The organism is Streptomyces sp. NPDC003011, from assembly GCF_053591515.1.
The window spans coordinates 46,263-67,881 of the sequence record NZ_JBSFTY010000018.1; the positions used below are offsets into that span (position 1 = coordinate 46,263).

24 protein-coding genes are annotated in these 21,619 nt (G+C 70.9%); 13 read left to right on the top strand and 11 right to left on the bottom strand.

The annotated features are described in order from the left end of the window. Positions 1-27 precede the first annotated feature (27 nt). Complete coding sequence (locus ACWD0J_RS12225) at positions 28-975, top strand: amino acid ABC transporter permease (protein ID WP_451495696.1); 948 nt, start codon at positions 28-30, stop codon at positions 973-975. Further along, positions 972-1,733, top strand: coding sequence for an amino acid ABC transporter ATP-binding protein (locus tag ACWD0J_RS12230; protein ID WP_451495697.1), 762 nt, complete (start codon positions 972-974; stop codon positions 1,731-1,733). The genes ACWD0J_RS12225 and ACWD0J_RS12230 overlap by 4 nt, the downstream gene beginning before the upstream one ends. A gap of 109 nt (positions 1,734-1,842) precedes the next feature. Here the strand turns inward: ACWD0J_RS12230 and ACWD0J_RS12235 are convergent, their stop codons facing one another. Further along, positions 1,843-2,619 (bottom strand): class I SAM-dependent methyltransferase, encoded by a 777-nt coding sequence (locus tag ACWD0J_RS12235; protein ID WP_451495698.1) that lies wholly within the window; start codon positions 2,617-2,619, stop codon positions 1,843-1,845. Positions 2,620-2,734: 115 nt separating this feature from the next. Between ACWD0J_RS12235 and ACWD0J_RS12240 the strand changes: the two genes are divergently transcribed. After that, a complete protein-coding gene (locus ACWD0J_RS12240) occupies positions 2,735-3,364 on the top strand; it encodes a CGNR zinc finger domain-containing protein (RefSeq protein ID WP_451495699.1) in 630 nt (209 codons plus the stop codon). Here the strand turns inward: ACWD0J_RS12240 and sodX are convergent. Continuing rightward, on the bottom strand, positions 3,268-3,702 hold the full coding sequence (sodX, locus tag ACWD0J_RS12245; RefSeq protein WP_451495700.1) for a nickel-type superoxide dismutase maturation protease: 435 nt from the start codon (positions 3,700-3,702) through the stop codon (positions 3,268-3,270). The two genes, ACWD0J_RS12240 and sodX, sit on opposite strands and share 97 nt — an antisense overlap. A gap of 144 nt (positions 3,703-3,846) precedes the next feature. Here sodX and sodN point away from each other — a divergent pair, with 144 nt between their 5' ends. After that, positions 3,847-4,242 (top strand): superoxide dismutase, Ni, encoded by a 396-nt coding sequence (gene sodN / locus ACWD0J_RS12250; RefSeq protein WP_020123534.1) that lies wholly within the window; start codon positions 3,847-3,849, stop codon positions 4,240-4,242. Positions 4,243-4,378: 136 nt separating this feature from the next. Here sodN and ACWD0J_RS12255 read toward each other — a convergent pair whose 3' ends face one another. Both ACWD0J_RS12255 and ACWD0J_RS12260 read right to left on the bottom strand, forming a co-directional pair. After that, positions 4,379-4,612 (bottom strand): hypothetical protein, encoded by a 234-nt coding sequence (locus ACWD0J_RS12255; protein ID WP_451495701.1) that lies wholly within the window; start codon positions 4,610-4,612, stop codon positions 4,379-4,381. An 18-nt stretch (positions 4,613-4,630) separates the two neighbouring features. Then, positions 4,631-5,785: an anion permease gene (locus ACWD0J_RS12260; protein ID WP_451495702.1), complete on the bottom strand. Its 1,155-nt coding sequence runs from the start codon at positions 5,783-5,785 to the stop codon at positions 4,631-4,633. 210 nt (positions 5,786-5,995) lie between these two features. Here ACWD0J_RS12260 and ACWD0J_RS12265 point away from each other — a divergent pair, with 210 nt between their 5' ends. Beyond that, positions 5,996-6,742, top strand: coding sequence for a VOC family protein (locus ACWD0J_RS12265; RefSeq protein WP_451495703.1), 747 nt, complete (start codon positions 5,996-5,998; stop codon positions 6,740-6,742). Between the two features lie 299 nt (positions 6,743-7,041). Beyond that, on the top strand, positions 7,042-7,389 hold the full coding sequence (locus ACWD0J_RS12270) for a hypothetical protein (RefSeq protein ID WP_451495704.1): 348 nt from the start codon (positions 7,042-7,044) through the stop codon (positions 7,387-7,389). Here the strand turns inward: ACWD0J_RS12270 and ACWD0J_RS12275 are convergent. The 3 genes from ACWD0J_RS12275 to ACWD0J_RS12285 all read right to left on the bottom strand — a co-directional run bounded on the left by ACWD0J_RS12275 (position 7,386) and on the right by ACWD0J_RS12285 (position 10,912). After that, on the bottom strand, positions 7,386-7,979 hold the full coding sequence (locus tag ACWD0J_RS12275) for a GNAT family N-acetyltransferase (protein WP_451495705.1): 594 nt from the start codon (positions 7,977-7,979) through the stop codon (positions 7,386-7,388). The genes ACWD0J_RS12270 and ACWD0J_RS12275 overlap by 4 nt on opposite strands. A 336-nt stretch (positions 7,980-8,315) precedes the next feature. Continuing rightward, entirely contained in the window at positions 8,316-9,392 is a 1,077-nt protein-coding gene (locus tag ACWD0J_RS12280; RefSeq protein WP_451495706.1) for a family 2 encapsulin nanocompartment cargo protein polyprenyl transferase, read from the bottom strand. Positions 9,393-9,505: 113 nt separating this feature from the next. Next, entirely contained in the window at positions 9,506-10,912 is a 1,407-nt protein-coding gene (locus ACWD0J_RS12285; RefSeq protein ID WP_451495707.1) for a family 2B encapsulin nanocompartment shell protein, read from the bottom strand. Positions 10,913-11,215: 303 nt separating this feature from the next. Between ACWD0J_RS12285 and ACWD0J_RS12290 the strand changes: the two genes are divergently transcribed. Then, a complete protein-coding gene (locus ACWD0J_RS12290) occupies positions 11,216-11,806 on the top strand; it encodes an N-acetylmuramoyl-L-alanine amidase (RefSeq protein WP_451495708.1) in 591 nt (196 codons plus the stop codon). Positions 11,807-11,863: 57 nt separating this feature from the next. Further along, the gene (locus tag ACWD0J_RS12295; RefSeq protein ID WP_451495709.1) at positions 11,864-12,760 is read left to right on the top strand and encodes a 1-aminocyclopropane-1-carboxylate deaminase/D-cysteine desulfhydrase; all 897 of its coding nucleotides are present in this window, start codon (positions 11,864-11,866) and stop codon (positions 12,758-12,760) included. Between the two features lie 27 nt (positions 12,761-12,787). On the opposite strand, the gene ACWD0J_RS12300 is transcribed toward ACWD0J_RS12295, so the two are convergent. Beyond that, positions 12,788-14,380 carry a Na+/H+ antiporter gene (locus ACWD0J_RS12300; protein WP_451495710.1) on the bottom strand — a complete coding sequence of 531 codons (1,593 nt, stop codon included), beginning with the start codon at positions 14,378-14,380 and terminating at the stop codon, positions 12,788-12,790. Between the two features lie 85 nt (positions 14,381-14,465). Between ACWD0J_RS12300 and ACWD0J_RS12305 the strand changes: the two genes are divergently transcribed. The 3 genes from ACWD0J_RS12305 (at position 14,466) to ACWD0J_RS12315 (ending at position 16,600) form a co-directional block, all read left to right on the top strand. Further along, a complete protein-coding gene (locus tag ACWD0J_RS12305) occupies positions 14,466-14,726 on the top strand; it encodes a UBP-type zinc finger domain-containing protein (RefSeq protein WP_451495711.1) in 261 nt (86 codons plus the stop codon). Positions 14,727-15,026: 300 nt separating this feature from the next. Continuing rightward, complete coding sequence (locus ACWD0J_RS12310; RefSeq protein ID WP_004925829.1) at positions 15,027-15,440, top strand: ATP-binding protein; 414 nt, start codon at positions 15,027-15,029, stop codon at positions 15,438-15,440. Continuing rightward, positions 15,437-16,600: an RNA polymerase sigma factor SigF gene (locus ACWD0J_RS12315; RefSeq protein WP_451495712.1), complete on the top strand. Its 1,164-nt coding sequence runs from the start codon at positions 15,437-15,439 to the stop codon at positions 16,598-16,600. The genes ACWD0J_RS12310 and ACWD0J_RS12315 overlap by 4 nt, the downstream gene beginning before the upstream one ends. Before the next feature lie 80 nt (positions 16,601-16,680). On the opposite strand, the gene ACWD0J_RS12320 is transcribed toward ACWD0J_RS12315, so the two are convergent. Continuing rightward, on the bottom strand, positions 16,681-17,151 hold the full coding sequence (locus tag ACWD0J_RS12320; protein WP_451495713.1) for a hypothetical protein: 471 nt from the start codon (positions 17,149-17,151) through the stop codon (positions 16,681-16,683). Positions 17,152-17,267: 116 nt separating this feature from the next. Between ACWD0J_RS12320 and ACWD0J_RS12325 the strand changes: the two genes are divergently transcribed. Both ACWD0J_RS12325 and ACWD0J_RS12330 read left to right on the top strand, forming a co-directional pair. Continuing rightward, on the top strand, positions 17,268-18,236 hold the full coding sequence (locus ACWD0J_RS12325; protein ID WP_451495714.1) for a diacylglycerol/lipid kinase family protein: 969 nt from the start codon (positions 17,268-17,270) through the stop codon (positions 18,234-18,236). A gap of 320 nt (positions 18,237-18,556) precedes the next feature. Further along, a complete protein-coding gene (locus ACWD0J_RS12330; protein WP_016639615.1) occupies positions 18,557-18,814 on the top strand; it encodes a WhiB family transcriptional regulator in 258 nt (85 codons plus the stop codon). A gap of 225 nt (positions 18,815-19,039) precedes the next feature. Here ACWD0J_RS12330 and ACWD0J_RS12335 read toward each other — a convergent pair whose 3' ends face one another. Together ACWD0J_RS12335 and ACWD0J_RS12340 are read right to left on the bottom strand one after the other, a co-directional pair. Further along, positions 19,040-20,506, bottom strand: coding sequence for a sensor histidine kinase (locus ACWD0J_RS12335; protein WP_451495755.1), 1,467 nt, complete (start codon positions 20,504-20,506; stop codon positions 19,040-19,042). Between the two features lie 398 nt (positions 20,507-20,904). Next, a complete protein-coding gene (locus ACWD0J_RS12340) occupies positions 20,905-21,537 on the bottom strand; it encodes a TetR/AcrR family transcriptional regulator (protein WP_451495715.1) in 633 nt (210 codons plus the stop codon). Positions 21,538-21,619 lie beyond the last annotated feature (82 nt).

Consider the following 21,619-nt stretch of genomic DNA (forward strand, 5'->3'; position numbering starts at 1 on the left):
GCCTGCGGCCACTGAAAGGCAATACCCGTGACAGTTGACATCGACAAGACGGACGGGCCGGCGGACACCCCGCCGGCCGGCCCGGAGGCCATCAAGGCCGTCCCGGTCCGTCACTACGGGCGGTACGTCTCCGCCGTCATCGCCCTCGCCCTGCTGGGCGGGGTCATCTACGCGTTCTCCCAGGGCAGGATCAACTGGGGGGCGATCCCGGACTACTTCTTCAACGACCGCATCCTCAGCGGCGTCGGCAAGACGCTGCTGCTCACGGTGCTGTGCATGCTGATCGGCGTCGTCGGCGGCATCCTGCTGGCGGTGATGCGCCTGTCGAAGAACCCGGTCACCTCGTCCATCGCGTGGTTCTACATCTGGTTCTTCCGCGGCACCCCGGTCCTGGTCCAGCTCATCGTCTGGTTCAACCTGGGCCTGGTCTTCGAGTACATCAACCTCGGGCCGGTCTACAAGGACGAGTGGTCGCAGTTCATGACCCCGTTCCTGACGGCGCTGCTCGGCCTCGGTCTCAACGAGGCCGCGTACATGGCGGAGATCTGCCGGGCCGGTCTGCTCTCGGTCGACGAGGGCCAGACCGAGGCGGCGCACGCGCTGGGCATGAGCCACGGCAAGACGCTGCGCCGGATCGTCGTCCCGCAGGCGATGCGCGTGATCGTGCCGCCCACGGGCAACGAGGTCATCAACATGCTGAAGACGACCTCGCTGGTGTCCGTGGTCCAGTACTCGGAGCTGCTCCGGGTCGCCCAGGACATCGGCCAGACCTCCGGCGCCCCGGCCGAGATGCTGTTCCTCGCCGCTGCCTGGTACCTGGTGCTGACCTCGGTCTTCAGCGTCGGCCAGTACTACCTGGAGCGGTACTACGCCCGCGGCTCCAGCCGCAGCCTGCCGGCGACGCCGCTGCAGAAGATCAGGGCGAACCTGCTGTCCCTGTCGAACCGTTCCTCGTCGGCGGGAGGCACCGCATGACCGCCATGGTGAAGGCCGAGGGCGTCCACAAGTCCTTCGGCCTGGTCGAGGTCCTCAAGGGGATCGACCTGGAAGTGAAGTCCGGCGAGGTGTTCTGCCTCATCGGCCCCTCCGGCTCCGGCAAGTCGACGTTCCTCAGGTGCATCAACCACCTGGAGAAGATCAACGCCGGCCGCCTGTACGTCGACGGTGAGCTGGTCGGCTACCGCCAGAAGGGCGACAAGCTGTACGAGCTCAAGGACAGCGAGGTCGCGGTCAAGCGCCGGGACATCGGCATGGTCTTCCAGCGCTTCAACCTGTTCCCGCACATGACGGCCGTCGAGAACGTCATGGAGGCCCCGGTCCAGGTCAAGGGCGTGAGCCGGGCGCAGGCCAGGGAGCGCGCGCAGCAGCTGCTGGAGCGGGTGGGCCTGGCCGACAAGGCGGGCAGCTATCCCTCGCAGCTGTCCGGCGGTCAGCAGCAGCGCGTGGCGATCGCCCGTGCGCTGGCGATGGACCCGAAGCTGATGCTCTTCGACGAGCCGACCTCGGCCCTGGACCCGGAGCTGGTCGGTGACGTCCTCGACGTCATGCGCGACCTCGCCGAGTCCGGCATGACGATGATCGTCGTCACCCACGAGATGGGCTTCGCCCGCGAGGTGGGCGACAGCCTGGTCTTCATGGACGGCGGTGTGGTGGTCGAGTCCGGCGACCCGAGGGACGTCCTGACGAACCCCCGGCACGAGCGCACCCAGGCGTTCCTGTCCAAGGTGCTGTAGCCACAGGCGACAGGCCACAGGTCACAGGCCACACGCGCCCGGCGACGGGCGCCCGGCGACGAAGGGGCGGTACGGAACTCCCGTACCGCCCCTTCGCGCGTGCTCCGGGTTATTTCAGCGCCAGCAGCACCGTGTCCGACGGCGAGCACCACACCGGCCGTGCCTCCGCGAAGCCCTGCTCCCGCAGGACGCGCGCGTGCCACGCCGGGGACGGCATGGTGCCGTCCGCGTGCTCACCGTAGATCTCGAAGCGCCTGGCCGTGGGCTCGGCGAGGACGGGGTCCTGGCCGGCCAGCTGCCACCACTGCGCCCAGTCGAGGACCCCGTCCCGCTTGGCCTGATCCATGCGCGCGTGCCGCTGCGCCCGCTCGGCCGCGTTGATCCGCGGCGTGGACTCGTCGATCATGTGGTCCGCGTTCATGAAGACACCGCCGTCGCGGAGGAGCTCCGCGACCTGACCGTAGAGGGCCGTGAGGGGTTCGCTGTGCAGCCAGTGCAGGGCCGTGGCGGTCAGGACGGCGTCGTACGAGTCGTACGGCAGCTTCGCCGGCCAGTCGGGGTCCTTGAGGTCGGCGGTGACGAGGGTGACCCGCTCGTCGTCCGCGAAGGTGCCCTCGGCGATGGCGAGGAGCGCCGGGTCGAGGTCGACGCCGGTGCTGGTGGCCTGCGGGAACCGGGCGAGCAGCCGGGCCGTGATGGTTCCCGTGCCGCATGCGAGGTCCAGGACGCGGGGGGTGGTGCCGACGAGTGCCTCGACCATGTCGAGCATGATCCGGAACCGGTCCTCCCGGTCCGGCAGGTACCACTCCTGCTGCCGGTCCCAGCTCTCCTGCCACGCCTGCCAGTCGGCCCCGGCCGTCCTGGTGTCCGCGTTCGTGTCCGTCATCGAGCCCCTCCGTCGCACGAGGTCACGCCCCACAGGTCCCGTAATACCCTGGACGCACGACCGGCTGTTACCCCGACCGCACCACGACCATAGAACGCCTCCGTAAGGACTACAAGTGGAACTGGCCTATTACTCGGACTACGCCGTGCGTCTCGTCAACAGCGAGGAACCGGCCCGGGGCAAGGACTCACTGACCTCGGTGGAGGCCGTCCGCGACCTGTTCGTCGGCAACCAGTCGGCGGCCCGTCGCGCCACCGACGCGGACGTGACGCGGTTCCGTTCGGTCCGGGGCCGGCTGCGCGCGGTCTTCGAGGCGGCGGACGGGGGCGACGAGACCCTCGCCGTGGACCTGCTGAACTCGCTCCTGCTGGAGTTCCCGGTCAGCCCGCAGATCTCCGGGCACGACTTCCGGGACGACGACGGCCGCCCCCTGTGGCACATGCACCTGGCGGACCACCCGTCCAACGCGACCGCGGGCTACGCGGCGATCGCGGCGATGGGCCTGGCGTTCCACCTGACGGAGCACGGCGTCGACCGTCTCGGCCTGTGCGAGGCGTCCCCGTGCCGCAACGCCTTCCTGGACACGTCCACCAACCGCTCCCGGCGCTACTGCTCCGACCGCTGCGCGACCCGCGCCAACGTGGCGGCCTACCGCGCCCGAAAACGCCTGGAGGCGGACCGGTCGGACAGCACGGGCCTGGCGGCCGACACCGCCCAGCGCACGACGGCGAACGGCGACCGCTGATCCGGTCCGAGCGGCCGGTAACGGAAACGGACCTTGCCGAGCACCAGCTCGTCGGGCACGGTCCCGTAGTCGGTGCTGTCGCCACCGGCGTACGCGTTGTCCCCCAGCACCCACCAGCCGCCCTCGCGCCGCTGCGCGGCCCGCTTGACGACGAGCAGGTCCTGCTGGAACGGATGGCGCAGGACGACCACGTCACCGGGCCTGATCCGGGCGCCCCACCGCACCACGAGCCGGTCGCCGTGACGGAGCGTGGGCACCATGGACGGACCGGTCACCTCGGCCAGCCCGAAGGGCAGTACGGCCCCCTTGTGTTCGGTCTCCTGCGACAGCTCCGGCATCACCCGGCACCTCCCCGGTTCGTCCTCCACCAGTCTCAGTCTCACCCCGGACTTTTGTCCTAAGCCCATGGGGGCACTCGCCATATCGCTTCTCCCGGGGAGTAATGTCGCACCTGAGAAGACGATCACGAGGAAGGATTGCGCATGCTTTCCCGCCTGTTCGCCCCCAAGGTCAAGGTCAGCGCCCACTGCGACCTGCCCTGCGGCGTGTACGACCCGGCCCAGGCCCGCATCGAGGCCGAGTCGGTCAAGGCCGTCCAGGAGAAGATGGCCGCCAACGACGACCCGCACTTCCAGGCACGCGCCACCGTCATCAAGGAGCAGCGTGCCGAGCTGGCGAAGCACCACGTCTCCGTGCTGTGGAGCGACTACTTCAAGCCCCCGCACTTCGAGAAGTACCCGGAGCTGCACCAGCTGGTCAACGACGCCCTGAAGGCCCTGTCGGCCGCCAAGGCGTCCACCGACCCGGCCACCGGCCAGAAGGCGCTGGACTACATCGCCCAGATCGACAAGATCTTCTGGGAGACCAAGAAGGCCTGACCACACGTCAGGCTCCCCGGCCGGCGATCGGTGCACCATCGCAGGCCACGGGCGTCCCGAAGGGGCCCGGTCGACTCCGACCGGGCCCCTTCGCAGGTGCGCGCCGCGCGTGTCCTGGCCGACGTCCCCGCCGGTGTCAGTGGAACTGCGGCACGATCAGCCAGATCCCGTACACCACCACCGCCGCGCACGCGGTGAAGCACAGGCCGGCCTGGGCGAGGCCCACGACGTGGACCGTGCCGTCCTCCTCACGCGCTCCCTCGAACCGGGCGAGGCCGAGGACGCCGAGGGCGAAGACGACGACCACGGCGACCGTGACACCGATGCTGACCGCGGTGACCTCACCCAGTGCGCTCCAGTCGAGACTCATGCCGTGCACTCCCGTGGCTCAGGCGACCGTGCCGACGTGCGCCGGCCCGGCGGCTCGGACGGCGACCTCGTGGGCGTCGTTGACGTTGTTCGCGTGCACCGGGTTGCGCCGGGAGAGGGCCACGATGCCCGCCGCGACGGCCGCCCCGGCCAGGGCGACGACGACCGTGCCGGCGTCCCCGCCGTGCTTGACCGCGCCGGCGGAGATCCCGCCGACGAGCGCGGCGGCCGGCAGCGTGACCAGCCAGGCGATCACCATCCGCCCCGCGATGCCCCAGCGCACCTCCCCGAGCCGCCGCCCGAGGCCCGCGCCGAGGATGCTGCCGGAGGCGACCTGGGTGGTGGACAGGGCGAAGCCGAGGTGGGCGGAGGTCAGGATGACGGCGGTGGACGCCGTCTCGGCTGCGAAGCCCTGCGGCGACCGGATCTCCGTGAGTCCCTTGCCCATCGTGCGGATGATCCGCCAGCCGCCGAGGTACGTGCCCAGGCCGATGGCGAGCCCCGCCGACGCGACCACCCACACCGGCGGACCGGCGTCGTGCCCGAGCGCGCCCGCCGAGATGAGCGTCAGGGTGATGACGCCCATGGTCTTCTGCGCGTCGTTCGTGCCGTGCGCGAGCGAGACCAGCGAGGCGGAGGCGATCTGCCCGAACCGGAAACTCCTGGTCACCGACGCCTCGCGGGCCCGGCTGGTGAGCTTGTAGGCGAGGTAGGTGGCGACCAGCGCGGCGACCCCCGCCACCAGCGGCGAGACCACCGCCGGGATCAGCACCTTCTCGACCACCTTGCCGACGTGCACACCGTGCGCGCCGGCCCCGACCCAGACCGCTCCGATCAGTCCGCCGAACAGCGCGTGCGACGAGCTGGACGGCAGCCCGACCAGCCAGGTCAGCAGGTTCCACAGGATCGCCCCGACCAGCCCCGCGAAGATCATTCCCGGGCTGACCAGGGTGTCGTCCACGATGCCACCGGAGATCGTTCTGGCGACCTCGGTGGACAGGAAGGCACCGGCCACGTTCAGGACCCCGCTGATCACCACGGCCGTTCTGGGCCGCAGCGCACCCGTGGCGATGGACGTCGCCATCGCGTTCGCCGTGTCGTGGAACCCGTTGGTGAAGTCGAAGGCGAGCGCCGTGACGATGACGACGGCCACCAGTAACGTGATGTGGTCCATTGCGCAATGCAAACAAGCGGAGGCCGCTCTCCGGTGAACCGAAGGCGAAACCTGTCCCAGAACCACGCGCACGAGTGAGGGAGAGGGAGCCATGACGGCACGGTGGGCCCCGAGGACCGCGTCCGGCACAGCTTCCGCGAGACGCCGTACGGCTGTCTCCTCGGCCCGCGGCAGGGCGACGGCCCGCCGCCTCCCTCTACGATCACCGTCATGAGCCGATCCGTCCTGTGGACCTACGCCTTCGTCGACCGGCCCGCCGGGGTGTTCGCGCGTGCCGGTGACTTCTGGACCACGGTCACGGACACACGCCTGTCCGAACTCCGCGGAGAGGGGCGGGAGTTCGTGACCCTCCTGGCGGACGGCGCCGACGCCTGCGTGAAGGTCCAGGGGGTCGGGGAGGGCGACGGCGGCGCGCACCTCGACTTCGCGGTGGCCGACGTGCCCGCGTTCGCCGCGTCCGCGCGGCGGCTCGGAGCGGAGACGGTGGCCGACCACGGCACGCTCGTCGTGCTGCGCTCGCCCGCGGGTGAGCTGTTCTGCGCGGTGCCGTGGCACGGCGAGTCGGTCCGGCCGCCGGTGGTGCGCGGCAGCCGCCTCGACCAGGTCTGCCTCGATCTCGCGCCGTCGTCCTTCGACGCCGAAGTCGCCTTCTGGAGCGGCCTGCTGCCCGACTGGGAGTCCCGGCCGGGTTCCCTCCCCGAGTTCCACGTGGTGCAGCCGCCGCCCGGGCTGCCCGTCCGCATCCTGCTGCAACGGCTCGGCGAGGAACGTCCCGCCTCCGCCCACCTCGACCTCGCCTGCGCGGACATCGAGGCGACCCGGGCCGCTCACGAACACGCCGGGGCGGAGCTGGTCTCGCGTGGCCGCCACTGGAGCGTGCTGCGCGATCCGGCGGGCGGCACGTACTGCCTGACGGCCCGCGACCCGGAGACGGGCGGGCCGGCCGGCCGGTCCTGACCGCCTCGGCGGAGAAGCCCGGGCCCGGCAGGCGACGCCCGCCGAGACGCTCTCGTCGGAGTCGGCCGTCGCGGTCGGGCACGTGTCCTGCCACCCCTTGGGCAGGGAGAGCGTCGGGGCGGACGCCACCCGCTCCCAGGTGGACGGCGCGGAGGCTGGGCCGGGTCCCGCAGCCACAGCGCCGGTGTGCCCCCGACGGTCACGGCGGTCACGGCGGCCGCCCGCACCACCACACCCCACTCGCACCGGACCCCGAGGCGCTCGATGACCTCCTGAACAGGCCATGGGACCGGTCACCGGTGGCCGCCTTCACGCACGACCTCATAGCCCGCGCGCCCCGTGACCGCACCGGCCATGGTGCCCTCCTGGAGATGTGCCTGGAGGGCGCCCGCCGCCCCGGACCGCTCGCGTCCTTCACCGGGTCGGTGCGCGGTGACCTGGAGTACGGCATGGAGTTCCACCGCGAGGCCGGGCTGCCCGGCGGCGACGGGACCGTCGCCGTGCTCCGTCTCGCGATGCTCGGACTGCTCCTGGTACACCTGACCCCGCCGGGCGTCCTGGACGGCGTCCCGCCCCGGGTGAGCGTCCCGGACGGGCTGGTGGAGCGGATCGTGACGGCGCTGGCAGCGGAGAGCCGCCGTGCCTAACGGGCCTGCGGCTCGCGCCACATCGGCCACATCCGCGGGCCGTCGGGCAGGTCGAGCGGACGGTCCACGCGTGTGAAGCCGAGGCGCTCGTACAGCGCGCGGCTGCGGGCGCTGCTCGCCTCCAGATAGGCGGGCAGCCCTTCGCGGTCGCAACGGTCGAGGACCGAGGTGATGAGCGCGGTGCCGAGTCCCTCGCCCTGGCGCCCGGGGGACACCCCGATCATCCACAGGTAGGCGTGGGCCCGCTCCGAGGGGTGGACGTCCGCGGTGAGCCGGCCGATCAGCTCGACACGCTCGTTCTCCGGGTCCACGGCCTCGCGCACCAGGGCGGGGCCCTCCTCGTCGGCGTGCTCGTCGGCGGACACCGACAGCCACAGCGCGCAGGCCGAGCCGTCCTCGGCGAGGTCGATCCGGCCCTCGGCGAGCACGATGTCGGTGAACGCGGCCATCAGCCTGTGGTGTGTCGAACGGCGGTACGCGTCCCCGGGGAAGACCCAGCCGCTCACCGGATCGTCCTGGAAGGCCTCGTCGAGCAGCCGGACCACCAGGTCCCGGTCCCCCTCGCCCGCCGTCCGGATCGCCACACCCATGCCCCGCTCCTCTTCTCAACGTCCCTTGCGTATACGGACGTTGACCCTATAGGGGGTGGGTGCGGCGAGGGGGCCGAAGGAGCACACCGGAAGCGAGGCCGCCCCGCCGAAGGGCGCGCCCCGCACACCGTGGGGATGTGCGGGACCCGCCGGACCGGGACCCCGCGGCTGTCCGGGGCCAGGAACCGTACCGCCGCGGTGGCTTCGGGGTCCGAGGCGTCCTCCCCCTGGTGAACTGGTGAACGCCCCCGGTGAACGGCCCGGTGGACGCCTCTTGGCAGACGCCCTTGATGCACGCCCTTGATGCACGCCCTGGTCGGTGCCCATCAGTTGCCGTCAGTTGCTGCGCCGGGTCACGAACTCGGCCAGCGCGAGCAGCCCGCCCGCCGCTTCCGGTTCGGACACCGCACGGGCCAGTTCCTGCATCGCCCTTCCCATCCGGTCGGCGGCCTGGACCTGCGCCCAGTCACGGCCGCCCGCCCGCTCCACGGCCAGCGCCGTCCGCTCCAGGTCCTCCTCCGCGTAGGGGGCCTCGTACAGTGCGGCCAGTTCGGCGGCCTCCGGGGTGCCGGAGACGAGCGCGGCGACCACCGGCAGCGACTTCTTGCGGGCGGCGAGGTCCGCGCCGGCCGGCTTGCCGGTGCTGCGCGGGTCACCCCATATGCCGATCACGTCGTCGATGAGCTGGAACGCGAGCCCGGCCTCACGGCCGAACGCGTCCAGCGCCTCGACGTCCTCCTCCCCCGCCCCCGCGTACAGCGCCCCCAGGGCACAGGCGCACCCGAGCAGCGCGCCCGTCTTGGCCTCGGCCATGGCGAGCACCTCGTCGAGGGTGACGTCACGGGGGCCGAGTGCCTCCATGGCCGTGTCCGCGTGCTGGCCGGCACAGAGTTCGACGACACAGTCGGCGAGCCGGGCGGCGGCCCGCGCGGACGCCGGGTGCGGATCCTCGGCGAGCAGCCTGAGGGCCAGCGCCTGGAGCGTGTCCCCGGCGAGGATCGCGTCGGCGTCGCCGAACACCGTCCACACGGTGGGCCGGTGGCGCCGGGTGGTGTCCCGGTCCATCACGTCGTCGTGCAGCAACGTGAAGTTGTGGACCAGTTCCACCGCCGCGGCGGCCCGCACCGCCGCCGCCCGCGCCTCAGGTCCGCCGAGCGCTTCGGCCGCGGTGAGAACGAGCGCGGGGCGTATCGCCTTGCCCGCGTTGCCCGCCGCCGGTGTGCCGTCCGCGTGCTGCCAGCCGAAGTGGTAGAGCGCGATACGGCGCATGGAGTCGGGCAGCGACTCGATCGCGGAGCGCAGCTCGGGGTCGGCCGACGCCCGGGCCCGCTCCAGGATCACCCCCGCCTCGGGCCCGTCGAGCGGATGCGTGCCGGTGGAGTGCTGCTTCGTCCCCGCCATGAACTCGGTCATGGGGTCCCCCTCGGAGAGTCCGCGGGCGGTGCCGCCCGCCCCGCGGCCGGGCACATACGACCGGGATGTACCCGCCGCGCGGGGCGGGGACACGGGCTCCAGGTGCGAGAACGTCACGTCCAGCGGCCGATCTCGACGTTCTCCAGCACGCCCAGCGCGTCCGGCACGAGGACCGCGGCCGAGTAGTAGGCGGTCACCAGGTACTTGATGATCGCCTGCTCATTGATGCCCATGAAGCGTACGGACAGGCTCGGCTCGATCTCGTCCGGGATGCCGGCCTGCTGAAGGCCGATGACACCCTGCTCGGCCTCCCCGGTACGCATGGCGATGATCGACGTCGTCCGGGCCTCGGTGACCGGGATCTTGTTGCACGGGTAGATCGGCACCCCGCGCCAGGTGGGAATCCGGTTGCCGGCCACCTCCACGGTCTCCGGGACCAGTCCGCGCCTGTTGAGCTCCCGCCCGATCGCGGAGATCGCGCGCGGGTGGGCGAGCAGCAGCCTGGTGCCGCGCCGCCTGCTGATCAGTTCGTCCAGGTCGTCGGGGCTGGGCACGCCGTCGTGCGGCTGGAGCCGCTGGTCGTACTCGCAGTTGTGCAGCAGCCCGAACTCGCGGTTGTTGACCAGCTCGTGCTCCTGGCGCTCCTTCAGCGCCTCGACCGTGAGCCGGATCTGCTGCTCGGTCTGGTTCATCGGCTGGTTGTAGAGGTCGGCCACGCGCGAGTGGATGCGCAGCACGGTCTGGGCGATGCTCAGTTCGTACTCGCGAGGCCGGGCCTCGTAGTCGACGAAGGTGTGCGGGATGTCCGGCTCACCGTCGTGACCGGAAGCGAGGTCGATCTCCTTCTCGCCGTACTTGTTGGTGCGCTGCGAGGGGATCGAGCGCTGCTCCTGGAGGTGTTCGCGCAAAGAGCCGGCGCGCTCCGCGACCTGTTCGACGTCGTCGCGGGGCAGGACGAGCACCGTGCAGGCGGTGTCCGCGCGGGCCGTGAACTCCCAGATGGCGTCCGGGTCGAGCAGCGCCTGGTCGCCGAAGTAGGCGCCGTCGGCGAGGACTCCGAGGACCGCGTCGTCGCCGTAGGGGCCGGTGCCGATCTTCTCCACCCTGCCGTGCGCCAGCAGGAAGATCTCGTCGGTCCGGCTGCCGAACTCGGCGATCACGTCCCCTGGGTTGAACTCCCGCTGCTCGCAGCGCCGGGCGAGCTCGGTGAGCACGTCCTCGTCGTCGTACGACCGCAGCGCGGGCAGTTCGCCCAGTTCCCCGGGGATCACCTCGACGCGGTCGCCGGTCTTCACGAACGTCACCCGTCCGTCTCCGACGGCGTAGGTCAGCCGACGGTTCACCCGGTACGTGCCGCCCTGCACGTTCACCCAGGGAAGCATGCGCAGCAGCCAGCGGGAGCTGATCTCCTGCATCTGGGGTGCGGACTTGGTGGTGGTGGCCAGGTTCCGCGCGGCCGCCGTGCCGAGGCTCTGCTGCGGCCTGTCCTGCTCGGTGCGGACCTCTTCGCCTACCGACATAAGGAATTGCCCTCCCGGTCTCTGCGCGGCGGCGTCTGCCCCGCGCATCGATCTGCAGGGACAAGCCTTTCATCACAGAGCGTGTTGGTGCTATTACACGAAAGAGCGGGATTGGATCACTCTCGGCCTGGGCAGGTGAGCGATTCCTGTCGTGCGGGCGGTGGAGCGGACCGGCGGAACGACATTGTCCGGATCGGCTCGCACGCCGTGCGAAGGAGTAGTCCGGACCCTGCTGTTCCGGTACAAGCAGCGGTACGAGACGGCCGCGCACGGCGGCCGGCACGCACCACGAAGGAGCCGGCCATGGCCTCACCCATGTCCGCGGGCAGTTTTCTGGCAGCTCTGAAGGCGGAGGGGCTCACCGTCGTCGAGGTGGGCGACTGGGAGCATCACAACCGCAACCACAAGGGGCCCTGGGGTCCGGTGCACGGCGTCATGATCCACCACACGGTGACCAAGGGCAGCGCGCGGACGGTGCAGCTCTGCCGGAACGGCTACGAGGGCCTGCCCGGACCGCTGTGCCACGGCGTCATCACCAAGGACGGCAGGGTCCACCTCGTCGGCTACGGCCGCGCCAACCACGCGGGCCTCGGCGACGACGACGTGCTGCGGGCGGTGATCGCCGAGAAGGCGCTGCCGCACGACAACGAGACCAACACCGACGGCAACCGCCACTTCTACGGCTTCGAGTGCGAGAACCTCGGCGACGGGAACGACCCCTGGCCCAGCGCCCAGCTGGAGGCGATCGAGAAGGCGGCGGCCGCGGTCTGCCGCCGCCACGGCTGGACGGAACGCTCGGTCATCGGCCACCTGGAGTGGCAGCCGGGGAAGGTGGATCCGCGGGGCTTCACGATGACGTCGATGCGGGGGCGCATCCGGGAACGCCTGAAGTGACGGACGCCGCTGACCGGCGGCGACAGCGGGTCCGTGACCAGCGGTGACAATGGTTGTGTGACCAGCCTCGCCGCCCTGCGTCCCCGGCTCCCCTCCCCCTTGCAGGAGATCGAGGACGACCGCTTCACCCACCACGGCATCCGGCTCCTCCTCAAGCGCGACGACCTGATCCACCCGGAGCTGATCGGCAACAAGTGGCGCAAGCTCGCGCCGAACCTCGCCGCCGCGGCCGGCCGTACCGTCGTCACCTTCGGCGGCGCGTACTCCAACCACCTGCGCGCCACGGCCGCCGCGGGCCGCCTCCTCGGCCTGCCCACCGTCGGCGTGGTCCGCGGCCAGGAGCTGGCCGACCGCCCTTTGAACGCCTCCCTGGCCCGGTGCGCGGCCGACGGCATGCGCCTGCATTTCATCGACAGGTCGACATATCGTCGCAAGGCCGAGCCACAGACACGGGACGCCGTGCTGCGCACGCTGGGCGCCGGCGACGCGTACGTCGTCCCGGAGGGCGGCAGCAACGTCCGTGCCGTACGGGGATGCCGTGCGCTCGGCCGGGAACTGGCCGGCCGGGCCGACGTCGTCGCGATCGCCTGCGGCACCGGCGGCACGCTCGCGGGCCTGGCCGCCGGGCTGGCCCCGGGACAGCGGGCCCTGGGCGTCCCCGTCCTCAGGGGCGGCTTCCTGACCTCGGACATAGCCGCCCTGCAGCAGCGGGCCTTCGGCGGTCCTCGCGGCGCCTGGCATCTCGACGAACGCTTCCACTTCGGCGGCTACGCCCGCACCACCCCAGAACTCGACGCCTTCGCCGAGGACTTCGAAAACCGTCACGGGCTGCCCGTGGAGCGTCTTTATGTCGCCAAGTTGCTGTACGCGCTGCTCGCTCTGGCGGCAGAGGGCGCCTTCCCGCGCGGCACGACGCTCGCCGCCGTGATCACCGGATCGCCCCTCCCCGACTGATGTCGTCCGGCGCTGCCGTCGTCCTGCTCACACCGCCTCCCGATAAGCCGCCGCCTCCTCCAGGTCCAGCCTGCGCAGCAGGGTCCGCAGCATCTCGTCGTCGATGTGGCGGCCGTCGCGGAGCTTGACGAAGACCGCGCGTTCGGCGCTGATCATCTGACGGGACAGACGCCGGTAGGTGTCGTCGACGGTCTCGCCGGTGATCGGGTTGACCTGGCCGAGGCGTTCCCAGACGGCGTTGCGGCGACGCTCCAGGACGGTGCGCAGGCGGTCGGCCAGGGGCCCGGGGAGGGCGTTGGTCTCGTCGGCGAGGAGTTCGTCCAGGCGCCGCTCGGCGGCCCGGGACGCCTGCGCCTGGGCGTTCGCCTCCGCGAGGGTCTCGGCCTGCGCGTCCCGGCCGGGGAGCTTCAGGAGGCGGATCAGCGGCGGCAGGGTCAGGCCCTGGAGGACCAGCGTCCCGATGACCGTGGTGAAGGTCAGGAACAGGATGAGGTTGCGCTCCGGGAAGGGGTCGCCGCCGTGCACGGTCAGCGGGATGGAGAAGGCGATGGCCAGGGAGACCACGCCCCGCATGCCCGCCCAGGCGATCACGAAGGGTCCCTTCCAGGTCGGATCGGGCTCACGCTCCCGGATCCGGGACGACAGCCGCGGCAGGTGGGTCGCCGGGTACACCCACAGGAACCGGGTCGCGACCACCACGAGGAACAGACAGATCGCGTACCAGGCGGCGCGGCCGCCCTCGTACTCCCCGAGGCCCTTGAGGATCACCGGCAGCTGGAGTCCGATCAGGGCGAACACCGTGGTCTCCAGGACGAACGCGACCATCTTCCAGACGGCCTCCTCCTGGAGACGGGTCGCGAAGTCGACCTCCCACGCGCGGTGCCCGAGACAGAGCGCCACGGTCACGACCGCGAGGACACCGGAGGCGTGCACCTGCTCGGCCGCGGCGTACGCCACGAACGGGATCAGCAGGGAGAGCGTGTTCTGCAGCAGCGCCTCCCTCAGGTGGGTGCGCAGCCAGTGGAGCGGCACCATCAGCGCCAGTCCGAAGCCGACGCCGCCGACCGCCGCGAGCAGGAACTCGCCGATCCCGCCGGCCCAGGTGGCACCCTCGCCGACCGCCGCCGCGAGGGCCACCCGGTACGCGGTGATCGCGGTGGCGTCGTTCACCAGGGACTCGCCCTGGAGGATGGTGGTGATCCGGGAGGGCAGCCCGACCCGGCGTGCGACCGCGGTGGCCGCGACCGCGTCCGGCGGCGCCACCACCGCGCCCAGCACCAGCGCCGCGGTGAGCGGCAGGCCCGGCACGATCATGTAGGCGGCCCAGCCGACGGCGAAGGTCGCGAAGAGGACGTACCCGACGGACAGCAGTGCCACCGGCCGCAGCTGCGCGCGCAGGTCCAGGTACGAGCTGTCGGTGGCCGCCGTGTACAGCAGCGGGGGCAGCACGAGCGGCAGGACGATGTGCGGGTCGAGGGTGTACTCGGGCACTCCGGGGACATAGCTGACCGCCAGTCCGGCCGCGACCAGCAGCAGCGGAGCCGGCACCGGGGTGCGCCGGGCCGCCGCCGCGACCGCCGCACTGCCCGCCACCAGCAACAGCAGTGGCATCACGTCCATGGTTCTCGCCCGCCCTCGTTCATCGTGCTGTGCCGCTCCCGATCTTCCGCGCGGCCGTTCGCGCACCCGTCGTAATCTGGCAATCATGAAACAGTGCACGCACGCCGACGAGCTGCCGCACCCGCCCCCCGGGCCGCTGAGCGACACCTGCCTGGAGTGCCAGGCGGCCGGCACCCACCCGGTACAGCTGCGGCTGTGCCTGACCTGCGGGCATGTCGGCTGCTGCGACTCCTCACCGGAACGGCACGCGACGGAGCACCACAAGGACTCCGGCCACCCGGTCATGCGGACGTTCGAGCCCGGCGAGAACTGGCGCTGGTGCTTCGTCGACCACGTCCTCGTGTGATCTGTCGTTGCGCGCGCTGTCCTTGTGTGATCCTGGAGGCTGCGGGGCGACTCGGGATCCGGACGGTTCGACCGTCTGACGTCTGGGTACGTCAACCCGGCGCGCTCTCTTCCCAATTGGGCCCGCGAACCCTCTAGCCACGGAGCGTATCCGTGTGTTTACTATGAGTGACAGCATGGGGTTGGGGTCCCGGGGACAGGAAAGTCCAGAGCGCGATAGCGTCACCGCTGAACCACGTGTCGCGTTACCCCGGGGGGCGACCCTCGGCCCCGAAAAGCTTGTACCACCTTGGAGGTGAGGGTGTCCCAGATCGCAGGCGAGCCCGCGACCCAGGACTTCGTGGAAGTCCGGCTGCCGGCCGCGGGTGCCTACCTGTCGGTGCTGCGTACGGCCACGGCCGGTCTCGCGGCCCGTTTGGACTTCACCCTCGACGAGATCGAGGACCTGCGCATCGCGGTGGACGAGGCCTGCGCGATCCTGCTCCAGCAGGCCGTGCCCGGCTCCGTGCTCAGCTGTGTGTTCCGCCTCGTCGACGACTCGCTGGAGGTCACCGTCTCGGCGCCGACGACGGACGGTCACGCTCCGTCACGCGACACCTTCGCCTGGACGGTGCTGTCGGCCCTCGCGGGCAAGGTCTCGTCGGCTGTCGATGAGGACAAGACCGTTTCGATCAGCCTCTACAAACAGCGCGGCGCGGGACCCGGGCCGGCGTGAGGGACGGGGACGGGCCGGTGCGGGACGAAGAGCGCGGCACACGGGAGCTGCCGACCGCCACGGGCACGGGCGGTCCGAGCACATCCCGACGCATGGCGGACGGCATCGACGGCATCCCCGAGCAGGCCCGGCCGCACCCGGAGGACGACTCCTCGGAGGCGGCCCTCCCGGACGACGGCCAGCGTGATCGGGAAGGTGCCGTGCAGAGCACGCCTCTGGACGGACGGATCGGGGTCATCCCTGTCCGGGCCGAGGCGACGGCTCGGGGAAGGGCGACGGGCGGGACGATGAGCGAGCACCAGCGAAACTCCGAGGACGACGCGACGGGCGCGCAGAGCGTGCAGGCCACACCGCACACCCCCACGCAGCACACCCCGGCACAGCACACCCCCACACAGCACACCCCCCAGGACCGCAGTGGGGCGCGCGCCAAGTTCGTCGAGCTGCGCGCCCTGAAGGACGGCAGCCCGGAGTACGCGGAACTGCGCAACCAGCTGGTCCGCATGCACCTGCCGCTCGTCGAACACCTCGCGCGCCGCTTCCGCAACCGCGGGGAGCCGCTGGACGACCTCACCCAGGTCGCCACCATCGGACTGATCAAGTCGGTCGACCGCTTCGACCCGGACCGCGGCGTCGAGTTCTCGACCTACGCGACCCCGACGGTCGTCGGCGAGATCAAGCGGCACTTCCGCGACAAGGGCTGGGCGGTCCGCGTCCCGCGCAGGCTCCAGGAGCTGCGCCTGTCCCTGACCACGGCCACGGCGGAGCTGTCCCAGCTGCACGGCCGCTCCCCGACGGTGCATGAGCTGGCCGAGCGGCTGGCCATCTCGGAGGAGGAGGTCCTGGAGGGACTGGAGTCCGCCAACGCGTACTCCACGCTGTCCCTGGACGTCCCCGACACCGACGACGAGTCGCCCGCGGTCGCGGACACCCTGGGCGCCGAGGACGAGGCGCTGGAGGGCGTCGAGTACCGCGAATCCCTCAAGCCGCTCCTGGAGGACCTGCCTCCGCGCGAGAAGCGGATCCTGCTGCTGCGCTTCTTCGGCAACATGACCCAGTCGCAGATCGCGCAGGAGGTCGGCATCTCGCAGATGCACGTCTCCCGGCTGCTGGCCCGCACCCTGGCCCAGCTGCGCGAGAAACTGCTGGTGGAGGAGTAGCCCGCCGAAGCACGGCCGCTACGGAGCACGCCTGCCGCCGGTGCGACGGAGCACGTCCCGCCCGGCCTTCGCAGCACTCCCTACCGCTGTCGCTCGCCGTCCTGCGCGCGACCCGGCCCCTTGATCCCGAGGGCCTGGGTCGTCGCCGGGTTCACCAGCAGCACCAGGGCGGCGACGGCGACCGCCGCGAGCGCGATGCCCGCCGGAATCGCGATGCTGTCGGCCTGGAGCAGGTTGTAGGCCACCGGCAGCGCCATGATCTGCGTGATCACGGCCGGCCCCCGGCTCCAGCCTCGCCGGCCGAGCAGCCCGCGCGCGGCGAGGAGCGGCAGCAGCGCGAGCACGATCAGGGTGATGCCCCCGGTGACGGCCGACCTCCGGTCGTCCGGGTCACCCGCGAAACCCTCCACGAGCATCCAGACACCGCCGACGGTGAGGGTGAGACCCTCCAGCGCGGTCAGCGCCGCCGCGGCGGTCAGCCGGCCGGGACGGGGCGCCGCCTCTTCGGCGGCTGCCGCGGCTTCGGGAGTGGGGTTCTGCTCAGCGCTCACTCCAGAAGGGTAGCCCTCGGCGCGCACGCCCCCGTGTCGAGGTTCACGCCCGGAACTCCCGCTTGATCCCGACCTCGCCCTGTGCCCGGTACCACCCAGTAGGTACGCTGCAATCCATGCGTGCACTTCTCGTGGTCAATCCGGCGGCAACCACCACAAGCGCACGTACGCGCGACGTTCTGATCCACGCGCTGGCGAGCGAGATGAAGCTGGAGGCGGTCACCACCGAGTACCGCGGCCACGCCCGCGACCTGGGCCGGCAGGCGGCGGAGAGCACCGATGTCGACCTGGTGGTGGCTCTCGGCGGGGACGGCACGGTCAACGAGGTCGTCAACGGCCTCCTGCACGCCGGCCCGGACCCGGAGCGCCTGCCCGGCCTCGCCGTGGTCCCCGGCGGCTCCACCAACGTCTTCGCCCGCGCCCTGGGTCTGCCCAACGACGCCGTGGAGGCCACCGGCGCCCTGCTGGACGCCCTGCGCGAGGGCAGCGAACGCACGGTCGGCCTGGGCCTGGCCTCGGGTACCCCCGGCACGGAGGACGAGGCCGTACCGGCACGGTGGTTCACCTTCAACGCCGGCCTCGGCTTCGACGCCGGTGTGGTCGGGCGGGTCGAACAGCAGCGCGAGCGCGGCCGGAGGTCCACCCACGCCCTCTATGTGCGTCAGGCGCTGCGCCAGTTCTTCGGCGAGACACACCGCCGCCAGGGAACGATCACGCTGGAGCGGCCGGACGCGGATCCGGTGACCGATCTGGTGCTGTCCATAGTCTCGAACACCTCTCCGTGGACGTTCCTGGGCAATCACCCGATGTACGCGTCACCTAAGGCTTCGTTCGATAAAGGCCTCGACGTACTCGGTCTCAGCCGTATGACGACAGCCTCGGTTGCCCGGTATGGCACCCAGTTGCTCACTTCGTCCCCCGAGCGCGGACCCCACGGCAAGCACGCGGTCTCCCTGCATGACCTGGACCACTTCACCTTGCATTCGAAGGTGCCACTCCCCCTCCAGATGGACGGCGACCACCTCGGACTGCGTACGAGCGTGGCGTTCACAGGCGTACGCCGTGCACTGCGTGTGATTGTGTGAGCAGAAGAGGCTAAAGTCCTTTCACTCGAACGTTTAGACCAGGGTCCACCCCATGGAAGTACGGCTGTGACCTAGTCGACACCGAGGAATCAAAAAAAACTTTCCAGAAGGGGTTGTATCCGCCGCTGAGGTTTGCGAGTCTCTACGTGGCGATCGGGACGGCCCGCAAGACCAGCCTCCACAGATCACCGGAACCCCTCTCCAAAACACAGGACGACGTCGGCGAACCTGGCGGTCGGCCCTTCACTTGTTGAGGGATTCGTGAAAGCGTTCACATTCACAAGCAAACCTGCATGTAATACCAAGGAGAGGTAGCAGCCATGGACTGGCGTCACAACGCCGTTTGCCGCGAAGAAGACCCCGAGCTCTTCTTCCCCATCGGCAACACCGGTCCTGCGCTGCTGCAGATCGAGGAAGCCAAGGCCGTCTGCCGTCGCTGCCCGGTAATGGAGCAGTGCCTGCAGTGGGCGCTCGAGTCCGGCCAGGACTCCGGCGTCTGGGGTGGTCTCAGCGAGGACGAGCGCCGCGCCATGAAGCGCCGCGCCGCCCGCAACCGGGCCCGTCAGGCCTCCGCCTGACAACACCCGCCCCGCTAACAGCCTGAGCTTGGCGGCGCGTACAGCGAGTACGCATCTCCCGCCCCCGAGCCGCAGCGCGCAGTACCCCCGATGCGCAGCGAATGCTGGCAACGAGCATGTTGAGCCCCGGACCCCTGAACGGTCCGGGGCTCTTTGCTGTGCCTCCGCGGGGCTGGGCGTCCGCGGGGCCGGGCGTCCGCAGAGCTGTGCGTCCGCGGGCCGGGGCTACTTGTTCGCCCGCACCGGCATGTCCAGGATGACCCGGGTCCCCCGCCCCGGCGCCGGCACCATGTCGAAGGTGCCGCCCAACTCGCCCTCCACCAGCGTCCGGACGATCTGGAGGCCGAGGTTGCCGGCGGTGTGCGGGTCGAAGCCCTCGGGCAGGCCGACGCCGTCGTCCTGGACGGTGACCAGGAGGCGGGCGTCCTTCGTGGTGCCGCCGCGGACGGCCGAGACCTCGACCGTGCCGGTCTCCCCCTCGCGGAAGCCGTGCTCCAGGGCGTTCTGGAGGATCTCGGTCAGCACCATCGACAGCGGGGTGGCGACCTCCGCGTCCAGGATGCCGAAACGGCCGCTGCGCCGGCCGGTGACCTTGCCCGGGGAGATCTCGGCGACCATCGCGAGGACCCGGTCGGCGATCTCGTCGAACTCCACGCGCTCGTCCAGGTTCTGGGAGAGCGTCTCGTGCACGATCGCGATCGAACCGACTCGGCGCACCGCCTCTTCGAGGGCTTCGCGGCCGCGGTCGGACTCGATGCGCCGGGCCTGCAGCCGCAGCAGGGCGGCCACCGTCTGGAGGTTGTTCTTCACCCGGTGGTGGATCTCCCGGATGGTGGCGTCCTTGGTGATCAACTCGCGCTCGCGGCGGCGCAGTTCGGTCACGTCACGGAGCAGCACGAGCGAACCGATGCGGATGCCCTTGGGTTTGAGCGGGATGGCGCGGAACTGGATGACGCCGTCACCGGACTCGATCTCGAACTCCCGCGGGGCCCAGCCGCTGGCCACCTTGGCGAGCGCCTCGTCCACCGGCCCGTGGGTCGGGGCGAGTTCGGCGGTGGTCTGGCCGAGGTGGTGGCCCACGAGGTCGGCGGCCAGGCCCAGGCGGTGGTAGGCGGACAGCGCGTTCGGGGAGGCGTACTGGACGATGCCGTCCGCGTCGAGGCGGATCAGGCCGTCGCCCACGCGGGGCGAGGCGTCCATGTCGACCTGCTGGTTCGGGAAGGGGAAGGAACCGGCCGCGATCATCTGCGCGAGATCCGAGGCGCTTTGCAGGTACGTCAGTTCCAGGCGGCTCGGGGTGCGCACGGTGAGGAGGTTGGTGTTGCGGGCGATGACGCCGAGGACACGCCCCTCCCGCCGTACGGGGATGGACTCGATCCGGACCGGGACCTCCTCGCGCCACTCCGGATCGCCCTCACGCACGATCCGGCCCTCGTCGTGGGCGACGTCCAGCATCGGGCGGCGGCCGCGCGGGACGAGGTGGCCGACCATGTCGTCCTGGTACGAGGTGGGGCCGGTGTTGGGCCGCATCTGGGCGACCGAGACGTACCGGGTGCCGTCGCGGGTGGGGACCCACAGGACCAGATCGGCGAAGGAGAGGTCGGAGAGCAGCTGCCACTCCGAGACCAGCAGGTGCAGCCACTCGAGGTCGGAGTCGTCGAGGGCCGTGTGCTGGCGTACGAGTTCGTTCATGGAGGGCACGTGTGCGAGCGTACCTGGCGGTACGGACATGTCCCGAAACCGCCGTCACGGGCCGGGCCCCGGGAACACCCGCGGGCCGCGGCGCCTGGGAGGGACCCTCAACCCTCCCGGCACCGCAGCCCGGAGCAACATCGGCCGTGGGGTGTGCGGTCCCGGTCGGCCGAAGGATGAGGAGCCGGGGCAGTCAGGGCAGAGAGCACCGGTTCCTCGATCCGCCCTCCTGTGCGGGGAGGGCGGAAGCCTGTTCGTTTTCAGTTGTCTCTACGCATTCTGGACTAGACCACTAGGTGTGTCCATGCGTCGGAGGCTGTGCGTTGTGGGGACTTTCGCCTGCCGCGCCCACTGTTCGGACGTCCTGGCAACCACCACGCAGCCTAACCCGTGCGGGTTCATGTGCGGGGCCAGACCGCGAGAGCAATTTCCACCAGCGCCTCCAACTCCGCCCGGCTCGCGCCGTCGCGCGCCTGCTGGGACATGCCCTGGATCATCGCGCCGGTGTGCCGGGCCAGCGCGGCGGCGTCGGTACCGGCCGGCAGCACGCCCGCGGCGACGTCGGCCCGGATACGGCGTTCGAAGGCGGCGATGTTGGCGTTGCGCCGCTCCCGCAGGGACTCCTCCACCTCGGGTGTCGTGCAGTTGGTGGCCGCGTGGACGACCAGGCAGCCGTACGGATGGGCCGGGTCGGTGTACTCGGCGGCGGCCTCGCGCAGGGTGCGCTCGACGGCGGCGCGCGCGGTGGGCTCCTCGGCCAGGGCACGGTCGCCGAAGGAGCCGTACTTCGTGCCGTACTCCCGGACGACCTCCTCGAACAGCGAGCGCTTGTCGCCGAAGGCCGCGTAGAGGCTCGGGGCCCCGATGTCCATCACGCGGGTGAGGTCGGAGACGGACGTGGCCTCGTAGCCGTGCTCCCAGAAGGCGAGGAGCGCCTTCTCCAGCGCGGTCTCACGATCGAAGGAGCGGGGGCGGCCACGGGGTTTGGATGCGGGCCCGACCTGCGCCTTCGTGTCCTCACTGCTCACCATGGAGTGAATTGTATAGCGGGTGCTAGAGAAATGTCGGCGCGATGTTGTACGGTCTTTCTGTAGCGACCACTAGACAATGTGG